Source organism: Paenibacillus sp. MMS18-CY102 (assembly GCF_009789195.1).
In the GTDB taxonomy this organism is placed as follows: domain Bacteria; phylum Bacillota; class Bacilli; order Paenibacillales; family Paenibacillaceae; genus Paenibacillus_T.
The window spans coordinates 99,584-118,284 of record NZ_WSTC01000018.1 but is presented as its reverse complement, the minus strand read 5'-3'; the positions used below and the strand labels follow the sequence as shown (position 1 = coordinate 118,284).

Here is an 18,701-nt window from a genome sequence, read left to right as displayed (position 1 = left end):
CTGGCGCTACTGGCGCTACTGGCGCTACTGGCGCTACTGGCGCTACTGGCGCTACTGGCGCTACTGGCGCTACTGGCGCTACTGGCGCTACTGGCGCTACTGGCGCTACTGGCGCTACTGGCGCTACTGGCGCTACAGGTGACACCGGCCCTAACGTAACGGCCGTGTCCGGCTTTGCCGCGAATACAACAGGCGGCGTTATTGCCGTCATCCTAGCAGGCACGCTCGTGCCGCTTCCAAGCGCGCAAAATCTTGGCACGGGCATTACGATCAACGGAGCCAATGATACCTTCACCTTGGCGCAAGCCGGGCGTTATTACATTACCTATCAAACGAACTTCACTGCGGCGCTGCTGCTGGGCACCCGCCTCATTATTAACGGCGCTGCGAACACCGCATCTACTGTGAATCCCGTCCTTAGCACCGCAAGCTTCAATAACGATGTCGTCGTCACGTTAGCTGCGAACTCAACCGTATCCTTGCAGCTATTCGGCCTGCTAGGCCTGGCTACCTTACTAGGGGGAAGTGCAGGCGCAGCGGTCACGATTATTCGGCTAAGCTAGCCCACCGCTAGCCTAACCATGTGCTAGGAGGGTCCTTTATGGCCACATCCGAAAACACTAGGCAGGCACCGCCCAGCAGCCCGATCCGGCTGCTAATCGCCAGCCCCATCCGCCAATCGCCCGACATACTCGCGTTATTTCTGCATGCCCTGCTCCGCTTGCGGACGAATGGGATTGACGTTGCTTACCGATTTATCGATGACAACGACGATCCCCGCAGCTCCAAGCTGCTCCAGCAATTCGCCCAAGCGGCGGGTCCAGCGGCCACTATGCTAACAATACCTGCGCAATCCGAAGAAGCATACGTGCGCACAGAATATACCCATCAGTGGAGCGAATCGCTCATTTGGAAAGTTGCCTCCTTCAAAAACAGCCTCCTCACGCATGCCCGCGAGGCGCAATATGATTACTTGCTGCTCGCCGACTCCGACCTCGTGCTGCACCCGGACACCGTTCATTGGCTAGTATCGGCGGATCGCCCGATCGTATCGGAAATCTTCTGGACGCGCTGGCAACCTGAATCTGCTGCGCAGCCGCAAGTGTGGATGCGCGACGAGTATGTCCAGTGGGAACAACAGCGCGGGGAAAAGCTGTCCAATGAAGAACAAGCCCATCGTTATGCCGCTTTCATGAACAAGCTGCGTACCCCCGGCCTCTATGAAGTAGGCGGGCTTGGCGCCCTTACTTTAATTAGCCAAGCCGCACTGGCGGGCAATGTTCATTTTGGCCCGATCTCGAATCTTTCCTTCTGGGGAGAGGACCGGCATTTTTGCATTCGCGCGGCAGCGCTTGGATACCCTTTGTTCGTGGATACGCATTGTCCAGCATTCCATATTTACCGGCAAGCAGACCGGGAAGGCGCCGAAACATTTTTGCGCGAGCATGCCCCACCTTCCATCCAGCAGCCGCCAGCAGTTGCCTCCTTCGCCGCAATGACTGCCGATTTGAACCTTCGCATCAATAGTGCAACGTCAGCTTCCACCCTCTCCTCCATCATCCTGCAAGAGCAGCGCCCTAAGCTGACACTGTCTATGGCGGTACGCAATGAAAGCGATCGGTACCTCCGCCAAATTCTAGCTTCACACCGCCGCTACATTGATGAAGCGGTCATCATCGATGACGCCAGCGAGGACGGCACTGCCGCTATATGCTTGCAAGAGCTCGAAGGAATTCCCGTTCGGCTCATTCGTAACGCCAGATCGCGATTCGGCAACGAAATTGAGCTGCGCAAACAGCAATGGGCAGAGACCGTCGCTTCCCAGCCGGAATGGATTCTCTGCTTGGACGCTGACGAGCAGTTCGAGGAGCGTTTTGCGGCAGATGTACACGCCCTATTGGCTCAGCAAGACACCGATATGTACTGCTTCCGGCTTTATGACTTATGGGATGCCTCCCATTACCGCGAAGACTTTTATTGGCGGGCGCATGACACCTATCGCCCCTTCCTGCTGCGGTACCGTCCCGATTTCACCTATGAATGGCAAGAGACGCCCCAGCACTGCGGACGCCTCCCCATCAATATTTTTCAATTGCCCAATCAAGTTTCCCAGCTTCGCCTTAAGCATTATGGCTGGTCGAATCCTAAGGATCGCCAGGCCAAATATGAACGATACATGCGCCTAGACCCTGACGGCCGATATGGCTGGAGGGAACAATATGAATCTATTCTCGATGCACAGCCACGGCTAATTCAATGGGAGGAGTAGCTGCTGCCAGCCTGCTCCCCCTTCTCTCTACGCTAACCATTCCTGCACCGCCCGCCCCATCCCTTACTTGCCGGCAAGCTGCTGCTTCATCCACCCAACCAGCCCCGTCGCATACTCCGCATGAATTTGTTCCACGGTCTCCGATCCGCGCAGCTCGCCGTTGCTGATAAGCAGAACACGGTCCAGCAGCGGCTCTACCTCATCCACCTCATGGGTCGATAGCACGAGCGTTTGCTTCTCCAGATCAATATTGGCGATGATCGAATGAATAATCGACTCCCGCACGAGTGGGTCAAGGCCCGATAACGGCTCATCCATGACGATCAGCGGGGCGCGGCGGGCGAGGGCTAGCACGATTTTGAACCGTCCGCGATTGCCCTTCGACAACCGGCGCGCGTGCTGGCGAGGCTCCAATCCGAATGCCTCCATCAACTCATGCGCCTTCTGCAAATCAAAATCCTCATAAACGCTGGCATAAAAATCAACGGTGCGCCCGAGGTCAAACTCCTCATAAAACACATCCTGATCGGGCAAAAAAGCAACGTCCCGTGCGGTTAATCGTGTCACTTGCTTGCCATTAACATGCACCTGCCCCGATGACGGCTGAAGCAGCCCCGCAATCAGCTTGAGCAAGGTTGACTTGCCGCTGCCGTTCGTCCCAATGACGCCAATAATCTGGCCAGGCGCCAGCTCCAGGCTAATGCGTCGCAATGCTTCTTTACGCCGAAACTTCTTGCCTACACTCTCGAATGAAATAATTGGACGAGCTGAATGCTGCATTACTGCACTCCCCCTTCGCTGCCGCCAGCTGATGGCCGGCTGCGTTTCAAATAACTGCCCACATGCTCAACAATCTCAACATCCGCATACCCCAAATCCCTCATCTCCGCTGCAAAACGCTCCAGCTGCTCTTCCTTAATCCGCTCACGCAACTCCATCAGCTGCCCTGTATCGCTCGTTACGAACATGCCCTGCCCCCTTTTGCTCTCAATGACGCCAATGCGTTCAAGCTCCATATTGACCCGCTGCACCGTGTTCGGATTAACGCCGTACTGCACAGCCATATCGCGCACAGAGGGCAGCTTTTCTCCCGGCTTATATTCCTGTGCAATTAACTGCCGGCAAATTCGCTGCACAATCTGCAAGTAAATCGGTTGGGTATTCGAGAAATTGTCCGCCATCACTCTACCTCTGCCTTTCGGTCAAGCAGCCATGCAGGGATCATGAACAGCACCGCCATCTCGATTACACCCCACACCATCTCCGTTACATAGACGGTTTCGTCTCCGGAACCATAGGAAGCGCCCCACTGGAAGATGGCCGCATACACGCTCGTTTCCCCGAAGAGGCTATCCAGATAAACAAAAGCTATCACGATTGCGAGAGCCGCTAGCCAACGCCATTTGCCCAGCCGATTGGTTAGCAGCGAGGCGATCGTATGGAATAATACCGCTAGCACGGCAAGCCCTACTCCAATGAGCAAATATACGGCAAGCATCACATACCCTTTGCCATCCAACAAATCTAACAGCCAATTCGCGAAATCATGTGCATTCACCACATCGTCCTCGGTGCTAACCTTCCAGCCGCCAGTTGGCCGGTCCACATGGTACATCCATGCGAACATGCCCGTCGCCGCTGCAAGGCTGATGAACCATTCCACGATCGCAGCTGCATATTTGGCCAACAGCAGCTGCCAGCCTGCCAGCGGCAGTTGATGCCAGAGCGGCGCGCGTTTGCGCTCGCGCTGCAAGCTAGACAGCATATAGCATGCCGGCCATATGACCATCCCCACCATAATAATTCCCCAGAGCATAGCCACATTGCCGCTTGCGTACCGATACGCCAGATAAATCGATAACCCAGCCACAGCAACCGCGATCCCAGCGATGACGCGCTGGGACATCATCACGAACGACCCTTGCCGAAGTTCTTTGCCGAAGCAAGCCAACCAAGCTTTCATAATCAACAGCCTCCTCTTTCCTTTTCTCTGTACCAGTGTTCTACTTAGATAGTACACTAACACTTATATGCAGTCAATCGTTTCCATGACACAATTTAGAAATTTTTAATTTTGTTGTTTAATTGGCTATTGCTATACTTTTAATGAACCGACGAAAAACCCCCAGCAGCTTGGGGGAAGTTTGTTTCATGACGCCTTAGGCGCCTAACTCTGTCTGCTGGAGGAATATCCATGAATTACGGCCAAATTCACAGCATAATCAGCAGATTAGGGCTATCCGAATATTCCCATGAAATCATGCAAGCCATCAAACCCTCCGTTCGAATGGCACTACACCCTGCCCAAGAACAAGAACTGGCACTGGGATGCACCAAATTCGGAGGGAATCCCGATCTTCCGGCGAGTTTCCAATGGCCAGTTGATGGTGACGAGGCGTTCTCCTTCTTATTTCAATTGAATTTACTGGAGTTAGCTGCATATAACATCGACAGCCCGCTGCCCCAAGAGGGTATATTGTCTTTTTTCATCAATCCGGCCACATTGTTGAGCGAGGAACAGCATCTTCATTCGCATGCCAGAGCATTTCACTTCACTGGGACAGATAGCCTCGTTAGAAGAGAGCCTCCATTGGCAGCAAAAGCCGGCTATCCAACGAGCAGCACCACGTATCTCACTGAACTTACTCTCCCGCCTGCAGAATCCTCGTTCGCCGTCCGTTTAGGATTCGATTATGCCCAGCCGACAGAACTCGTTAACTATCAGGGTTTATTAACGCAGTTGAACGCTAGTTGCGATCCATCCGAACAGCCTTATCATCGGATTGGCGGATATCCAGACCAATTGCAAGGGGATCTTGAACGAAGAGCGAGCGCGATGAGTGCGATGTTTGGAGTCTGATGGTACAGTGGGTTGGCAGCTTCTGTTGCAGATCGATTCGGAGATGGTGAACGCGAACATGATGTGGGGAGACGGGGGCAGGCTTTATTTGATGATCCATGAAACAGATTTATTGCGCAACAATTTCGACCACGTCATTGGCATCATTCAGTCTTAGTCCGGCTTCACCGCGCTAGACGCGAAGAAAAGAGGAGCTGGCGGGAACGCCCGCGAGCCCCTCTTTTCCAATGCCGGGGCTATCCCCGTTGGTGTGCCTTTCCTTATTGCTGTTCGTTCATGGTGAAGTCGCCGGAGTCCGTGAACACCTTCACGGCAGGGCTGCCAGTTCCAAAAGTTTGGCTCAGCGTGCCGCCGCTATCAACGATTCCAGCGCCCCACCCGATTACGCCGTCACCGGAGTCAGAGGTGTAAGATACGCTCCCGTTTACCGGCTTGCGTGCCAATTGGAAAGCAACATCTCCGCTGTCGGTTCGAATGTCCGCTCCCCAGGCCAGCTCTTTGGCACTCCAGAGCAAATCACCGGAATCTGATTCGGATTTAAGGGAGCCTTCCGAATCCTCAAACACTTGGTCGCCGCTGTCTGTATCTGCCTCAATCGTCTTGGCTTTAAGCTGTTTGGCCATAAAGTCCCCGGAATCGCTTTTGAGCAATACTGCATCTGCTGCTAAGCCCACCAGTTCGACATCGCCAGAGTCCGTATCAACGGTTATCGATTCGTAGGTGCGGAGCGGAACTTCAATGGTCATTTTGAGACGGACGATGTTAAAGCCCACTATGGCTTGCTGCTGGAGCGCCCTCACGCTCAATGTCCCATCCTTTGCGACAGCATCAAGCTTCTCGCGCTGCTCTTGCTTTGCGCTTGCCTTACCCTCTAACCGGACAACGATTTCCCCTTCGCCACCGGGCACAATACGCACATCCTCACTATCTGTGTCCACCTTCAACCGCTCGATGCCTTCCGCCTTAATCGAAGTTTTCTCGTTCACCTGAACGGTTCCGAACCAATCGTCCTGCCAGCCACTCCATGGCGACAGCAGTCCAGCCGCTCCAATCGCGATTAAAATAATGCCGATCCCTATCCATTTACGCATCTATTGCACTCCTTCCGTATCGTTTGGATCACTATTAACGGCTGCTTTCCTGTATCAGCCTTCGATTCGCTTGCAAATAACGGGACGTGCCACGGACAAACCAGCGGGTTAGCGCTTTCGTCAGCACACCAAACAGAATGCCGAGGCCCGTTGTAATCAATGCAAGCGAGATGCCTGCCATGCCGCTATGCGAGTCTTGGACGAAGCCGCCCCATAGTGCAAGCAGCGCACTGCCGAAGAGCGCAACGACGACCGCCCACAGCGAGATAATAACTGCTATTACGGCGATAAACGGAGCCAGCACGAACAACAGATTGAATACCCCCAGGCTTGTGCCAATCAGCATGGCTCTGGACAGCTGCATCAGGCTTCCGCTCTTAACCGCCTTCTCCATGCCCATGTTTAACTTCAGTTCCCTAGCGATATCCCGCGGATCGCCAAGCTCCAGGCAAATGTCTGCCTCCGGCTGCCCATTCTCGATCGCTAAGCGAAAATGCTCGGTGTAATCGGCTAACCATTCGCGGCGCAGCGGCTCGGGTACATCCTTAAGCTCATGCTCCAGCATTTTTAAATACTGCGTGCCTGTCGTCATCTTATAGCCCCTCCCCAATCCATTCGTTAACTGCCTTCGTAAACATGTGCCACTCATCGGTCAATGCAGCAAGCTTTGCCCTGCCTTCCTCCGTCAGCCGATAATACTTGCGCGGGGGGCCTCCTGGCGATTCACGCAAGTAGGTCGTAAAGTAGCCCTCTTGCGTCAACCGGTTCAATATCGGGTATACACTGCCTACCGCGATATCGAACTTGCCCGAAATCGTGACGGCCAGCTCATAGCCATAGCGATCTTCCTTAGCGGCCAGCACCATGACGCACAGGTCAAGCACGCCTTTTTTAAATTGCACGTTCATTGGCATCACCACCTATTCAACATGGGGTACTATTCTTCAATAAATAATAGATGATCTGGAATCAGTATACAACCAGCTATTCATCATTGCAATATAGTATTCAAAAATGAATAGCCTATTTTTTCAAGCCCGCTGGCCAAGGTGCCGTTACGCCCCGGCGCCTGTATCATATGGATAATGTAGACCATAATAGGGACAGCCTCTGTTCGCAGGGATTGGACATCACGAAGGAGTGAAGCATCATGTATATTCGCGCAGCAGAAGCAGGAGATGCGGAGGCGGTTGCCCAATTAATTTACGAAGCGATTGATGATATTGCATTTCAATTAACGGGGGAGGGAACTAAAGAAGGGGCGGTAAAAGCGCTAAAGGAGCTTTTTCTCCAAGCTGGCAACCGGTTTAGTTCAAGCCAGGTGCTCGTAGCGGTGCATGAAGAAGCAGTGGCAGGCATGATTCTCTGTTACTACGGCGGCGACGCCGCGGCGCTCGATGCGCCGATTCGGGAAAGGCTGAGGCGCGTAAAGGGCGGCGTTATGCCTGCCATCGACAAGGAAGCCGACGAGGATGAGTATTATATCGACTCCGTTGCCGTATTTGCCGCCTACCGTGGGCTTGGCATCGCGAAGGCGCTGCTGCAATCTGCAGAGGACGCAGGGGCTGCCCATGGCTATAAGCGAATCGCGCTCAACGTCGAGTATGGGAACGATCGGGCGCATAGGCTCTACCACTCGCTTGGTTATGTGCAGGACAAGGACGTTCCGATTAATGGGCATGCCTACCGGCATATGGTGAAGCCGCTGCCTAGCGCATAATGAAATAGCAGATGAGCATAAATGGCGGCTTTAGCCCGTATTTATGGTTAAGCGCAACAACGGACAGGCTCGCGGCGTCGAATATAAAGCAGCAATGCTTCAAGTCCAAGCCGGCCGGCCAGCAATAAATAGCCCGTCTAACATCGGAGGTTGATGGAATGGCACGAAAGATGGAACGATTGCAGAGGCATACCAAGCGTACATGGGGAATCGCCTTTCTGGCGCTAATGCTCATGCTCGGGCTGCTAGCAGGCTGTGCCGATAAAGAAAGCCTAAGCCCCTCGGAGCCGCCTGCTCCACTGCCAACGCAGCCAACCGGCCAGGCACCTGCAAAAACAGCCAACGGCCCTGCCACTAGCAACGCGAATAATGGCGGCTCACCATCCCCTACAACGGGAACCGGGAAACCGGCAACCAAGCCGGCAGCACCAACGAAACCGGCGAAGCCCGCACCGGGTAAACCCACCATTGTCGCGGAGAATAAAGCCTTTCGCGTGTTTGCACCTGCCGAGAACAGTACCGTGGGCAAAACCTTCACCGTGAAAGGCGAAGCGCGCGTCTTCGAAGCCGCCTTTAGCTATTCCTTCGAGGACGGGCACAATGTGCTTGCTGAGGGGCATGTCATGGCGGACATGGGCGCGCCAGAGTGGGGGAAATTCTCGTTCAACGTCACCATCAAGGAAGCGAGCAGCCCTGTCGGCATCCTCACCCTCTATGAATCCAGCGCCAAGGACGGGAGCAAAATCAACGTGCTTCATATTGCAGTGAAATTCGCGGATGGCATCGTGAAGCCGGTTCGCGAAGGTGAATAACGAATAGCGGCATTACGAATCGGCCGGCGGAGGCGCTCCCTCCGCCGGCTTTTGCTGGGCGCTAGGATTATTCGTTGCCTGCTGGCTTTTCCATGTTGGCTCATACTGGCGGAACCTTATGCCCGCCCAGTAAAACAGCGTCGGAATGATCACGCATAACATGGCGCTCGCCATAATCCTCCCCGAAGGCAGCCGCCCTAACAAGTGCTCCATCATTCCGCTCCCTCCGTTCGATCAATATTGCCGCTCCGCCGGATGACGGTCTTCACTTCAACCTGAATCGGGCTGCTAGAAAACAACTGCTCGCCCTGCTCCCACTGTGGCGCAAGCTTTTGCCACTTCCTGTAGTGTTTTCTGTGCAGATAAGAGCCTAGGCCAATCACATCACAGTGATATTGCTGCTGCAGTTTGCTAATTGTCTTCTCGGTAAGCCGTTTGATTTCCTTAGCGGTTGCTTCCTGCATGCTGTGCATTGTACTTGCTGCCAATGTGTCCTGCGTGTAAGATGTTTCATTTAACGTCCCTTCCACCTGGACGTTTATCTTGAACGTAGGCAGCCCATTAGAACCAAACGAGGCACGCAGGTGCCGTTTCATCCGTTCAATCGCGAATACCCCCAGCTCATTGCCATTCTGAAACTCGATTTGGCCGCCTTTGATATCTCCTCGCAAGAAATTCAACCCTGCTGTCTCTTCCCCATCTAGAAATCCAACCAACTGCTTCGACTGCCCGCTAAACACCGCGGCATCGGATACCGTTGAAAACGTCCGATTGCCATCTTTCACATTTTGAATGACGAAGCTTTCGTGTTTCAACAAAAATTCATGCACATCCCCGATACGGGATTCGGGCAAAATGCGCGAGCTTTCCTTCGTGTTGCTGGAGACCAGCTCTAGGTAAGTTGCTGGCAGCTTATCCTCCGGCGGATGGGTATTCAAGATCTGGGCAGCCTTGCTGCGCGTAACCATGATTCGTGTGGAGCGGCGCATCTCGCTCTCCCGCAGGAAGAAATCGATGGCATTGGCGAATTGGTCCCCCTGCCGCGCCACTTCCTCAGACAAAATAATAACCTTAAGATGCTCGAAAAAAGGGGGACGGCTCGTACGCTGGGCCAGCTTGGCAACCATCGCCGCCATGCTGCTTCCCTGGACGACCATGTGATAGTAAGCTTTTCCGCTTATTTGCTCGCCATTCTGGGTCCCTCTCATGCCGCTTGGCGTTACGATCTGGTAAGTGACGCTATAGAGCGGACGTTTGGTTAGTTGCCCCGCTTTCTCCTTCGTCGGCTCTTCGACTTGCTCCTCCGTCTCATGATCCATCCCATCACCAGATTGCTGATCTTTCATCGGCGAATCAATGCCAACCGCCACAACAAAGCCTCGCTGGTCAATCTCAACCCGATCCCAGCAGCCGGCCAGGCACAGCAAGCTCAGCAACCCTGCTATTAGAAAGGCCAGCCGTCTAAGCGCTGCCGTTGCCATGCTTTGCAGCCCCTTTTTTGCCCCTGCCCAATAAAAGCAAGAGAATCGGAATTGTAATGCCGAAGCTTACCGCGAAATAACTGATCAACGTTCCGAGCATTGAAAACTCCGACATATTTTGCGGAAACATACAGACCAGATAAATAATCGGCGCGAGGATAACAATGCGGACTCGTTTCGTCAACCGCTTGAATAGAAAGCTTAGGCACTCTGTCGCCAAATCAAATCCCATCGCAGCCGTATTGAATACCGTCATGATCCATATCACAAAAAATAATGATTCGAATCGCTCGAAAAAATTGCCGGGGAAATTAATTTCTTTGGCTAATTCGATGGTTGGGTACACGATATTAACTGTGCCAATATTAGAAAAGATGCCGATTGCCAGCTGATAAATCACAAGATAAACCACAACCGGCACTGTTATTCCCGCCATAACTGCCTTGCCCGCTTTCTCTGGCTTATCCATAAACGCGATATAGTACAAGATGATTTCGAAGCCCAGCAACGAGAAGATGACCTCTTTAGCGCCCTTCAAGATTCCAGAAAAGCTAGTTACGACTAGCGGCTGCAAATTTTCGACCTCAAACCACCTGTAACCAAAAAGAACAACGATGCCCACCACCAACAGCACTGCAGGCAAGAAGAGCACATTCAACCGCAAAATGCCCGACCGGCTGCCTGATGCGGCATACACGATAACTAAAATAAACGCGAGCGACACATACTCCACCGGTGTACGATTAAATAAATACTGTTTGGATATATCTGCAATCGCTCTCGTCTCGTACGCGCAAAACCCCATAAAATAAAGGCCCTGCAGCACAGCAAGCACGCAAGCTAACGGACGGCTGATCAAGGAGCTGGCATATTCCAAAAACGGCTGTCCGCCTGTACGCACCGCCGTCTTGGTGACAAGCATGCCAAGCAGCATGGCAACGCCGCCGGCAAGCACGATGGATATCCAGCCATCGAATGCGACTGTTTCCTTCGCAAGCGCTCGCGGCAGTGATAGAATGCCTACGCCGATCAGCATAGACGCAATCGTCATGCTCATCTCCAAGGGCGTCAAGGGACGCTCCCCAAATGATGTTTCCCTCATCCATTGCGCCCCTCTTTCTCTTGTTGGTTCTGGCGGCCCTTATTCATGGTCTCCATAATATCCGGCCGGCGTTGCATCGCCTTAACCGGCATTCTCAGAATGAAGTCGCTCCAATCGTCCATCCGAAGGGGAGCAAGCGGCGCCGTATACGGTACGCCAAAACTTTTCAAATTCACGATGTGAATGCAGTTAATAATGAGCGCAAGGACAATGCCATACAAGCCGAATATGCTTCCCGCCAGCATAATGCCGAACCGCAGCAGCCGAATTGAAATCGCAAACCCATATGATGGGCTAGCAAACGAAGCGATCGCCGTCACGGCAACGACCACGACCATCACCGGGCTAACGATGCCCGCCGATACTGCTGCTTCGCCGATGACGAGCCCGCCGACCACCCCGATCGTCTGGCCAATCGATTTGGGCAGGCGAATCCCAGCTTCCCGCAACAGCTCCAGCGTGCCCTCCATCAGGAAAGTCTCTACGACCGCAGGAAAGGGCACGCCTTCGCGCGATCCCGCTACTGAAAAAGCAAGCTTCGAGGGAAGCAAGCCATGATGATATTCCAGCAGCGCGATGTAGATGCCCGGCAAAAATAACGCTGCGAACACGGCAAGCACGCGCAATATTCGCAGCACGCTGGACAATATCCAGTTCTGATAATAATCTTCCGGCGATTGAATGAATGAGGTAAGCGTAATGGGAAGGATCAATTGGAACGGCGTACCGTCCACCAGTATGCCTACCCGCCCTTGCATGATCGCCCCAGCTACCTTGTCCGGACGTTCCGTGTTCAATATTTGCGGATAAGGCGTCAATGTATTGTCCGTAATCCATTGCTCGATGAAGCCAGAGCCTTCTGGGTCATCCATATCAATCGATTCGACCCGGCGCCGAACCTCTTGAATGAGCATGGGATTAACGACTCCGTCAATATACGCAAGGATGACCTCCTTTTGCGCTCTGCGCCCGATACGATACGATTCTAAGCGCAACTTCGGGTCACGAATGCGGCGGCGGACCAATGCCGTGTTCGTGCGAATATCCTCCGTAAATCCGTCGCGCGGCCCGCGAATAAGCGCCTCTGTCTGCGGTTCCTCGACAGAACGGCTTTTCCATCCTTTGCTCCCGACAATCGTAATTTCCGGGCTGCCTTCGACAAATAACAGCGTGTCCCCGGTCAGCAACGACAGGATACTGTCATTCCAATCGCTTGATCGTTTAATCTCCTGAAGCATAAGCCGCTCGCCAATCCAGGCAGAAGGGCCTGCTAAGCTCTCCTCCATTGTCATTTGAACAAGCCGCTGGACGAATTGCTTATCCGCTAGGCCTTCGATACATACAATGGCAATGGATGTTGTTCCTCCGGCGGTGGCGGCGTTTCGAATAACCAAATCTTCCGGGGACGCTAGCAACTGCTGAATAAACTGAATATTAGCAGCCACTGATGAAGACGGCTTCACTGTTGGGGAAACTTCCTCTATTGGACTCAGCTCTTTCACGCCAACCGCTCCCCCACTTCTATTGTGCATATCATAACCTTGGCATAGGTTGCCCTCACGTGGGATTTTTATGAAAAAAATTTGGATATCCTTACTTATAGAACCACTCATAAACCAACTTAGGCATGCAACATTCTATTGCTTCACATCCGTCTAATCCGTATTAGCAACAACTTATAGGAAAGGGTGGCCCTTATGAACATATATCGCGCACCACACAAACAAGCCGTCGGAGCAGCCATCTTGCTTGCACTCTGTTTAGCGCTTATCGCTGGCTGCGGCAATAGCTCTACAGCAGATAAGACAGGCGCTACAAGCAAGCCCGATTATTCGAAAGAAACAAGTGCTTCCAGCACAGCAGCCACCCCAAGTGGGGACCAATCGGCGGAAGTATCCATTGCCTCGGCAGAGGAAACGACGAGCAATCCTTATGAAGTTGCCGGCATTACAGATGCGGCTGCATTCGACGCCATGTTCGGGCAAGTCCAATTGGCAGTTGCAGCAGATGACCGCGCCAAGGTCGCCAGCTTGGCGCTGTATCCGCTCCGCGTCAACTTCGCTGAAGGGCAATCGGTGCAAATGAAAGATGCCAGGCAGTTCATCGCGCAGTACGATACCATCGTAACCGGGCAGGTGAAGGAAGCTTTGCGCACGCAGGACAAGAAGGGCTTGTTCGTGAATGCACAAGGCGTCATGGCGGGTGCAGGCCAAATGTGGTTTGGCGGAACGGCGGAGACGCCCCAGAAGTATGGCATTATTGCTGTGAATCCTTGAATGAAAACAGGGGTTGCCCCGTAAGCTGTTTAGCTTACGGGGCAACCCCTGTTGTTCGATAAAGAAGTGGCTTATGCCGTTGCATTTCATGCAATGGCTCGCACTCTGGCTACTACCGTGCCGCAGCAAGCTTATACGGAAGCTTCCGCCGCGCCATGCACTGGCTCGTGCTTCACGAGCGCATGCTTCTCCCACTTGCGGGACTTCCAGCGGAAGTACATAATAATCGCGCGCAGCCATTCATCCGATGCGATAGCCAGCCAGATGCCCGGCAGCCCCATATCGAGCTTGAACACGAGCAAATAGCCAAGCGGTACGCTGATGCCGACCATCGTTATCATACCGATCCAGAGCGGGTACTTGGCATCGCCCGCAGCACGCAGCGAGTTAATGAGAATAATATTGATCGTCCGCCCCGTCTCCAGCACGATGCTGAACAATAGCACATGCGCCCCAAGCTTAATGATTTCCTCGTTAGACGTGAAGATGCCCATTAAGGAATAGCGGAAAATGATAACGATGGCAATGACGACGACCGACACAATGCTCGCAGACCATGCGCTTTTCCATACGCGCACATACGCCTCATCCTGCCGATTCGCACCAACTAGGCGGCCGACGATGATCGATGTTCCGACACCTACAGCAAACGCGAACAGGTAGATGAACATGGATATATTTTGCGCATATTGCCTTGCCGACAATGCTTCATCGCCTAAGTAAGTTGCATAATAGAGGAAAACGATCTGGCAAGCATGATACATCACTTGCTCGAAAGCAGACGGAATGCCGATCTTTAAAATTTTACCGATATATTCCTTCGTCAAGTTGAAGTAATACTGAAATTGAATACGCCACTTCATAACACGATACAGCAACCAGAAGAACACGATGCTTGCTAACGCACGGCTAACGATAGACGAGATCGCTGCCCCCTGAACGCCAAGCTCAGGCGCGCCAAACTTGCCGAAGATGAGTACGTAGTTGCCGATAATATGAACCAGATTCATGCCGAGCGAGACATACATCGCTTCCTTCGTATACCCGTGTACCCGCACGATAGCCGCTACCGAATTGATGATAGCCTGAAGGAATATCGCTCCGCCTACAATGCCAAGATAACTTGTAGCGTAGTCTAGCGTATCGCCTTTCAGGTGCATGCCTTCCATCATCGTGCCGCTCATGAACAAGAAAAATACGCTGATAACGAGCCCGACAATTAAATTGAGCGTTACGGACAACGCCGAAATTCGTGAAGCCCCTTCATGGTTCTTTGCTCCGATATATTGCGCTACAACGATTGAAGCGCCATTGCCGATCACCTCAAGGATGAGCAGCGCAATCATCATATACTGATTCGCAGCCCCGACCCCGGATACCGCATTGTCAGACAAATCGCTAAGCATGAACGTATCGGCTATCCCCATTAACATAAACAAGAAAATTTCTAAAAATATCGGCCAAGTCAGCAGAAACAAATTGAGTTCCTTGGACTGATCCTTGCCGCCTGAAGCTGCAGTCGCACTCATATAATAATTTCTCCTATCTGTAGATTCCCCAACTGGACTAGGCTGTAACAATAACTCTCGGGTATCGTAACACAGCTATACAGTGAATACACCCGGGGGTGCGGTTCTTTTTATATGTAGAATTGGCAAGTAAAAAAGTACCGTTAAGCGTGTAAGCGCAACCACTTGGAAGGGCTTACCCATAGGGGTCAAATAAGGTAAAATAAGACCACTATAAATCAACGGGTATCCCCAATAGAGGAGCAAACGACGCCAATGGTGGAATGGAACAACGATGATTACGCAGGGATGCTCCTGCTGGATCGAATGAACGAAAGCACCGAATCAACCGATGCGCTGCACGCTTTCGCGCTGGACGAGCTGCTCTGCCGCCAAGCGGGGGAAGGCGGACCGCCGATCTGCCATCTATGGCGCCATCCGCGCGCCTTCATTCTAGGCCAGCGAGATGCGCGGCTGCCGCAGGCAGCTGCTGCTATTGGGCGCCTCACGGCGGCATCGGTCCAAACCGCTGTACGCAGTTCAGGCGGCGCTGCCGTACCGCTTGATATGGGCGTCGTCAACGTATCGCTCATCCTCCCCATTGGACGGACAGATGAGGCTGGGCTCCGGTTTAATCATGATTTTGAACGAATGTACGCGCTGGTCCGCCAGGCATTAGCATCCGTGAACGTAAATGAACAAGTCGACAAAGGCGAAATTGCCGGCGCTTACTGCCCCGGCGACTATGACCTGAGCATTGGCGGGCTAAAATTTTGTGGAATCGCCCAGCGCAGGCAAGCCAAAGCGCTCATCGTGCACGCCTTCGTCGTTGCGGAAGGCAGCGGCCGTGCGCGAGCGGCAGCCGTGCGCGCTTTTTATGATGAAGCGGCGGGAAATATCGCCCCTAGCGGCAAAACCTATCCGCATGTGGAGCCGGGCAGCACCGCCAGCTTAGAGGAGCTGACTTCGATTGGCACACAGGCTTCCGCCACTTTCGCAGAAGGCGTCAAACGCGCCATCCGCGCTTGCCAGCGTCCAGAGGCAATCGCCCAATCCGCTGCTAAGCTCCGCCTTCCGGATGCGGACCAGCTAGCAGGAATGATTGCCGCATTGCGAAGCCGTTACCATTTTACACCTTGAAGGATAATGTCGAATCTAGTCGAATAGGCTACTAAGGCATTGTCTGCTGACAAGCATGCCATGCAGATGAACGCTTGAATAGGAGGGCATGACGTGTCGATTAAAGCCAAGCTGTCGATTGCCATCTCCTTGGTAGTCGCCATTATATTGACGCTCAATATCTCAATTTACTATGCCGCGGCCAAAGACGAACTCGAAGACGCAGCCGAACGCCGGATGTCCCATATCGCCAATCAGGTAAACCTGTCGGTGAAAGCGGCGGAAAACGCGCAAGAAACGATTGAAGCGGCGTTAGCCGAGCGGCTTCGTGCCGTGGCGATTGCTGCCAAGGAACAACTAAACCCCGACATTAGCCAAGTGACGAACGAGCAGCTCGTGAAGCTCAGCCAAGAGCTGGGCGTCAACGATATTTCGCTATGGCGCAAGCATCCTGACGATATCATCATTGAAAAATCTTCGAATCCGGAGGAAATCGGGCTAAGCTCCCGGTCGATGGATTACTTTTACCGTGCTTTTCAACAGCTATTCAAATACCACAATGCCGCTGTAACGCAGGGCCAGCGGCTCGACAACTTCTGGTCAGGGCCAATTAACTTTGCTAAATCCAATCCGGATCACATTAACAAGTGGGGCTATTATTACGACGGCACAACCAACTATATGATTAATCCTTTCATTGATGCCAAGCCTTTGCTTGCCTTTGATCAGGAGCACGGCACCGAAACGATCATCCACAGCATCCTGAACGATACGCCAGAGATTATAGAAATAGCCGGCCTCGATCCCCGGTTTTTCGGGAAAGAGCCGATTCTCAAGTTTAAAAAAGGCGAGCTCGTTCACAATTTGGACGTACGCGGCGTTATCTTCGGCACCTATACGCAATATAGCGAGGCAGCCGATGCACCGCTTGTCGAACAAGCTGTGAAAACAGGAAAGACCGTCACAGCCGATACCGACGAAGATGGCCGGTCCATTCGCAAAAGCTTTTACCCTGTCGCAAGCGAACATCCTTATGCCATCGGCATTCAATTCGACATGGCCACAATAGGCAAAGAGCTGCGCAGCCAGCTGTTGCTGCATGCCAGCATCTCGCTTGGCCTTCTGCTGCTTACGCTCGCGGCTAGCTACTGGCTTGCCGGCGTATTCATGCGGCCAATTACAGCCGTGCTGCGCAAGGTCAATGCAATGGCACAAGGCGACTTCGATACGCCGATCCCGATGCATGCCAAGGATGAGTTCGGACAGCTCATCTCCCATGTCAATGATATGGGGCGCAGCTTAAGCCGGTATACAGGCGAGCTCAAGTCCGCGGCGGGTGAGCTTCGGGAGACCAAAGATTATTTGGAATCGCTCATCTTCCACACTTCCGACTCTGTTCACGTCAGGGATCTTGACGGCCGGATCGTCCGTGTCAATCTCGCATTCGAGAAGCTGTACGGCTGGAGCGAAGAAGAGGTAGCCACGGGGCACATTGCCTATGTTCCACGCGATCGGGAGGCAGAATATGCCGAGATGAGCAACCGCATCCTGCGCGGCGAACTTGTTAATGGGTTCCAAACGGAACGTTATACGAAGGATGGGCGCAAGCTCGATATTAGCATTACCGTCTCCCCGATCCGAGGCGCTGATGGCGCCATCGTCGCCTTCTCCTGCATTTCAAGGGATATGACGGAGCAAAAGATCACCGCTGAACGGCTTCTTCGCTCTGAGAAGCTCTCTGCCGTCGGCCAGCTTGCAGCAGGCGTCGCGCATGAAATTCGCAACCCGCTCACGACGCTGCGCGGCTTTGTTCAACTCGGCGCAAGCCGTGGGAAGCTGGGCAATGAACATCTTGGCCTGATGCTTACTGAATTGGACCGGATCAATGCTATTGTCAGCGACTTCTTGGTGCTGTCTAAGCCGCAAAAAATGCAATATGTACATACCGATGTATGCCAGATCATGAGTGATACGCTGCTCCTCCTGGGGACAGAAGCATCGATGCAGGGCATAACGATCGAAGCTTCGCTTGATCCAAGCGGTGCTGCCCTCATTTGTGAGCCGAATCGGCTAAAGCAGGTGTTCCTCAATATCATGAAGAACAGCTTGGAAGCAATGCCTAGCGGAGGCACGTTATCTGCCCATGTCATGAACAGCGGCGACGCCGTGGAAATCAGCGTCTCAGATACCGGACGGGGCATCCCTGCTGAAGACCTTCCGCGCCTTGGCGAACCATTCTTCACAAGCAAAGACAACGGCAACGGGCTCGGTCTCATGGTATCGCAGCAAATCATAGCCCAGCATCGCGGCACCATGCTGTTCCACAGCGCCGTCGGCGTCGGAACGCGCATCGAGATTCGGCTGCCACAGCAACTGGCGGACACGGAGAAGGAACCTTCACAGCCTCTGCCCGAGCCGCTGCTCCTATAACAAAACCCGCAAGGCCAAGTATGTGCGCTTGAA

Annotated in this window: 20 protein-coding genes; 9 read left to right on the top strand and 11 right to left on the bottom strand. The window is 53.2% G+C overall.

What is annotated here, in order from left to right; all coding sequences use genetic code 11:
- Together GON22_RS15305 and GON22_RS15300 are read left to right on the top strand one after the other, a co-directional pair.
- The coding region (locus GON22_RS15305; RefSeq protein ID WP_160396964.1) for a BclA C-terminal domain-containing protein at window positions 1–563 on the top strand (563 nt) is incomplete at its 5' end.
- A gap of 38 nt (window positions 564–601) precedes the next feature.
- Window positions 602–2,269 (top strand): glycosyltransferase, encoded by a 1,668-nt coding sequence (locus GON22_RS15300; protein WP_160396963.1) that lies wholly within the window; start codon window positions 602–604, stop codon window positions 2,267–2,269.
- A gap of 63 nt (window positions 2,270–2,332) precedes the next feature.
- Here the strand turns inward: GON22_RS15300 and GON22_RS15295 are convergent, their stop codons facing one another.
- From GON22_RS15295 to GON22_RS15285, 3 genes are read right to left on the bottom strand one after another with little or no spacing between them, the layout of a single operon-like run.
- Window positions 2,333–3,049, bottom strand: a complete 717-nt coding sequence (locus GON22_RS15295; RefSeq protein WP_160396962.1) for an ABC transporter ATP-binding protein — start codon at window positions 3,047–3,049, stop codon at window positions 2,333–2,335.
- Window positions 3,049–3,450 carry a GntR family transcriptional regulator gene (locus tag GON22_RS15290; RefSeq protein WP_160396961.1) on the bottom strand — a complete coding sequence of 134 codons (402 nt, stop codon included), beginning with the start codon at window positions 3,448–3,450 and terminating at the stop codon, window positions 3,049–3,051. The genes GON22_RS15295 and GON22_RS15290 overlap by 1 nt, the downstream gene beginning before the upstream one ends.
- Window positions 3,450–4,232, bottom strand: a complete 783-nt coding sequence (locus GON22_RS15285; protein ID WP_160396960.1) for a hypothetical protein — start codon at window positions 4,230–4,232, stop codon at window positions 3,450–3,452. Before GON22_RS15285 ends, GON22_RS15290 begins: the two co-directional genes overlap by 1 nt.
- Before the next feature lie 231 nt (window positions 4,233–4,463).
- Between GON22_RS15285 and GON22_RS15280 the strand changes: the two genes are divergently transcribed.
- A complete protein-coding gene (locus tag GON22_RS15280) occupies window positions 4,464–5,129 on the top strand; it encodes a DUF1963 domain-containing protein (RefSeq protein ID WP_160396959.1) in 666 nt (221 codons plus the stop codon).
- Between the two features lie 7 nt (window positions 5,130–5,136).
- Window positions 5,137–5,286, top strand: a complete 150-nt coding sequence (locus GON22_RS26450) for a DUF1963 domain-containing protein (RefSeq protein ID WP_160396958.1) — start codon at window positions 5,137–5,139, stop codon at window positions 5,284–5,286.
- Between the two features lie 103 nt (window positions 5,287–5,389).
- Here the strand turns inward: GON22_RS26450 and GON22_RS15270 are convergent, their stop codons facing one another.
- Genes GON22_RS15270 through GON22_RS15260 form a run of 3 tightly spaced genes read right to left on the bottom strand, consistent with a single transcriptional unit; the run spans window position 5,390 to window position 7,128 of the window.
- Window positions 5,390–6,220 carry a DUF4097 family beta strand repeat-containing protein gene (locus GON22_RS15270; protein ID WP_160396957.1) on the bottom strand — a complete coding sequence of 277 codons (831 nt, stop codon included), beginning with the start codon at window positions 6,218–6,220 and terminating at the stop codon, window positions 5,390–5,392.
- 34 nt (window positions 6,221–6,254) lie between these two features.
- Entirely contained in the window at window positions 6,255–6,812 is a 558-nt protein-coding gene (locus tag GON22_RS15265) for an HAAS signaling domain-containing protein (protein WP_160396956.1), read from the bottom strand.
- A 1-nt stretch (window position 6,813) separates the two neighbouring features.
- Window positions 6,814–7,128 carry a PadR family transcriptional regulator gene (locus tag GON22_RS15260; protein WP_160396955.1) on the bottom strand — a complete coding sequence of 105 codons (315 nt, stop codon included), beginning with the start codon at window positions 7,126–7,128 and terminating at the stop codon, window positions 6,814–6,816.
- A gap of 242 nt (window positions 7,129–7,370) precedes the next feature.
- On the opposite strand from GON22_RS15260, the gene GON22_RS15255 reads away from it, so the two are divergent.
- On the top strand, window positions 7,371–7,940 hold the full coding sequence (locus GON22_RS15255; RefSeq protein WP_160396954.1) for a GNAT family N-acetyltransferase: 570 nt from the start codon (window positions 7,371–7,373) through the stop codon (window positions 7,938–7,940).
- Between the two features lie 158 nt (window positions 7,941–8,098).
- Complete coding sequence (locus GON22_RS15250; protein WP_160396953.1) at window positions 8,099–8,752, top strand: Gmad2 immunoglobulin-like domain-containing protein; 654 nt, start codon at window positions 8,099–8,101, stop codon at window positions 8,750–8,752.
- Window positions 8,753–8,764: 12 nt separating this feature from the next.
- Here the strand turns inward: GON22_RS15250 and GON22_RS15245 are convergent, their stop codons facing one another.
- The 4 genes from GON22_RS15245 to GON22_RS15230 are packed head-to-tail and all read right to left on the bottom strand — an operon-like array spanning window position 8,765 to window position 12,837.
- Window positions 8,765–8,968: a hypothetical protein gene (locus tag GON22_RS15245; protein WP_160396952.1), complete on the bottom strand. Its 204-nt coding sequence runs from the start codon at window positions 8,966–8,968 to the stop codon at window positions 8,765–8,767.
- Window positions 8,965–10,233 carry a Ger(x)C family spore germination protein gene (locus GON22_RS15240; protein ID WP_160396951.1) on the bottom strand — a complete coding sequence of 423 codons (1,269 nt, stop codon included), beginning with the start codon at window positions 10,231–10,233 and terminating at the stop codon, window positions 8,965–8,967. The genes GON22_RS15245 and GON22_RS15240 overlap by 4 nt, the downstream gene beginning before the upstream one ends.
- Window positions 10,214–11,335 (bottom strand): GerAB/ArcD/ProY family transporter, encoded by a 1,122-nt coding sequence (locus GON22_RS15235; protein ID WP_160396950.1) that lies wholly within the window; start codon window positions 11,333–11,335, stop codon window positions 10,214–10,216. The genes GON22_RS15240 and GON22_RS15235 overlap by 20 nt, the downstream gene beginning before the upstream one ends.
- Window positions 11,332–12,837: a spore germination protein gene (locus GON22_RS15230; RefSeq protein WP_160396949.1), complete on the bottom strand. Its 1,506-nt coding sequence runs from the start codon at window positions 12,835–12,837 to the stop codon at window positions 11,332–11,334. The genes GON22_RS15235 and GON22_RS15230 overlap by 4 nt, the downstream gene beginning before the upstream one ends.
- Before the next feature lie 195 nt (window positions 12,838–13,032).
- Here GON22_RS15230 and GON22_RS15225 point away from each other — a divergent pair, with 195 nt between their 5' ends.
- Complete coding sequence (locus tag GON22_RS15225) at window positions 13,033–13,611, top strand: hypothetical protein (protein WP_160396948.1); 579 nt, start codon at window positions 13,033–13,035, stop codon at window positions 13,609–13,611.
- A 131-nt stretch (window positions 13,612–13,742) separates the two neighbouring features.
- Here GON22_RS15225 and GON22_RS15220 read toward each other — a convergent pair whose 3' ends face one another.
- A complete protein-coding gene (locus tag GON22_RS15220; RefSeq protein ID WP_160396947.1) occupies window positions 13,743–15,140 on the bottom strand; it encodes an MATE family efflux transporter in 1,398 nt (465 codons plus the stop codon).
- A gap of 255 nt (window positions 15,141–15,395) precedes the next feature.
- On the opposite strand from GON22_RS15220, the gene GON22_RS15215 reads away from it, so the two are divergent.
- The gene (locus GON22_RS15215; RefSeq protein WP_160396946.1) at window positions 15,396–16,259 is read left to right on the top strand and encodes a lipoate--protein ligase family protein; all 864 of its coding nucleotides are present in this window, start codon (window positions 15,396–15,398) and stop codon (window positions 16,257–16,259) included.
- A 93-nt stretch (window positions 16,260–16,352) separates the two neighbouring features.
- Window positions 16,353–18,668, top strand: a complete 2,316-nt coding sequence (locus GON22_RS15210; protein ID WP_336604317.1) for an ATP-binding protein — start codon at window positions 16,353–16,355, stop codon at window positions 18,666–18,668.
- Window positions 18,669–18,701: the final 33 nt, after the last annotated feature.

Excerpts from the sequence above, each read along its gene's own strand:
- GON22_RS15300 (WP_160396963.1), top strand. The coding sequence starts at position 602 with ATGGCCACATCCGAAAACACTAGGCAGGCACCGCCCAGCAGCCCGATC.
- GON22_RS15295 (WP_160396962.1), bottom strand. The coding sequence starts at position 3,049 with ATGCAGCATTCAGCTCGTCCAATTATTTCATTCGAGAGTGTAGGCAAG.
- GON22_RS15290 (WP_160396961.1), bottom strand. The coding sequence starts at position 3,450 with ATGGCGGACAATTTCTCGAATACCCAACCGATTTACTTGCAGATTGTG.
- GON22_RS15285 (WP_160396960.1), bottom strand. The coding sequence starts at position 4,232 with ATGAAAGCTTGGTTGGCTTGCTTCGGCAAAGAACTTCGGCAAGGGTCG.
- GON22_RS15280 (WP_160396959.1), top strand. The coding sequence starts at position 4,464 with ATGAATTACGGCCAAATTCACAGCATAATCAGCAGATTAGGGCTATCC.
- GON22_RS15270 (WP_160396957.1), bottom strand. The coding sequence starts at position 6,220 with ATGCGTAAATGGATAGGGATCGGCATTATTTTAATCGCGATTGGAGCG.
- GON22_RS15265 (WP_160396956.1), bottom strand. The coding sequence starts at position 6,812 with ATGACGACAGGCACGCAGTATTTAAAAATGCTGGAGCATGAGCTTAAG.
- GON22_RS15260 (WP_160396955.1), bottom strand. The coding sequence starts at position 7,128 with ATGAACGTGCAATTTAAAAAAGGCGTGCTTGACCTGTGCGTCATGGTG.
- GON22_RS15255 (WP_160396954.1), top strand. The coding sequence starts at position 7,371 with ATGTATATTCGCGCAGCAGAAGCAGGAGATGCGGAGGCGGTTGCCCAA.
- GON22_RS15250 (WP_160396953.1), top strand. The coding sequence starts at position 8,099 with ATGGCACGAAAGATGGAACGATTGCAGAGGCATACCAAGCGTACATGG.
- GON22_RS15245 (WP_160396952.1), bottom strand. The coding sequence starts at position 8,968 with ATGATGGAGCACTTGTTAGGGCGGCTGCCTTCGGGGAGGATTATGGCG.
- GON22_RS15240 (WP_160396951.1), bottom strand. The coding sequence starts at position 10,233 with ATGGCAACGGCAGCGCTTAGACGGCTGGCCTTTCTAATAGCAGGGTTG.
- GON22_RS15235 (WP_160396950.1), bottom strand. The coding sequence starts at position 11,335 with ATGAGGGAAACATCATTTGGGGAGCGTCCCTTGACGCCCTTGGAGATG.
- GON22_RS15225 (WP_160396948.1), top strand. The coding sequence starts at position 13,033 with ATGAACATATATCGCGCACCACACAAACAAGCCGTCGGAGCAGCCATC.
- GON22_RS15220 (WP_160396947.1), bottom strand. The coding sequence starts at position 15,140 with ATGAGTGCGACTGCAGCTTCAGGCGGCAAGGATCAGTCCAAGGAACTC.
- GON22_RS15215 (WP_160396946.1), top strand. The coding sequence starts at position 15,396 with ATGGTGGAATGGAACAACGATGATTACGCAGGGATGCTCCTGCTGGAT.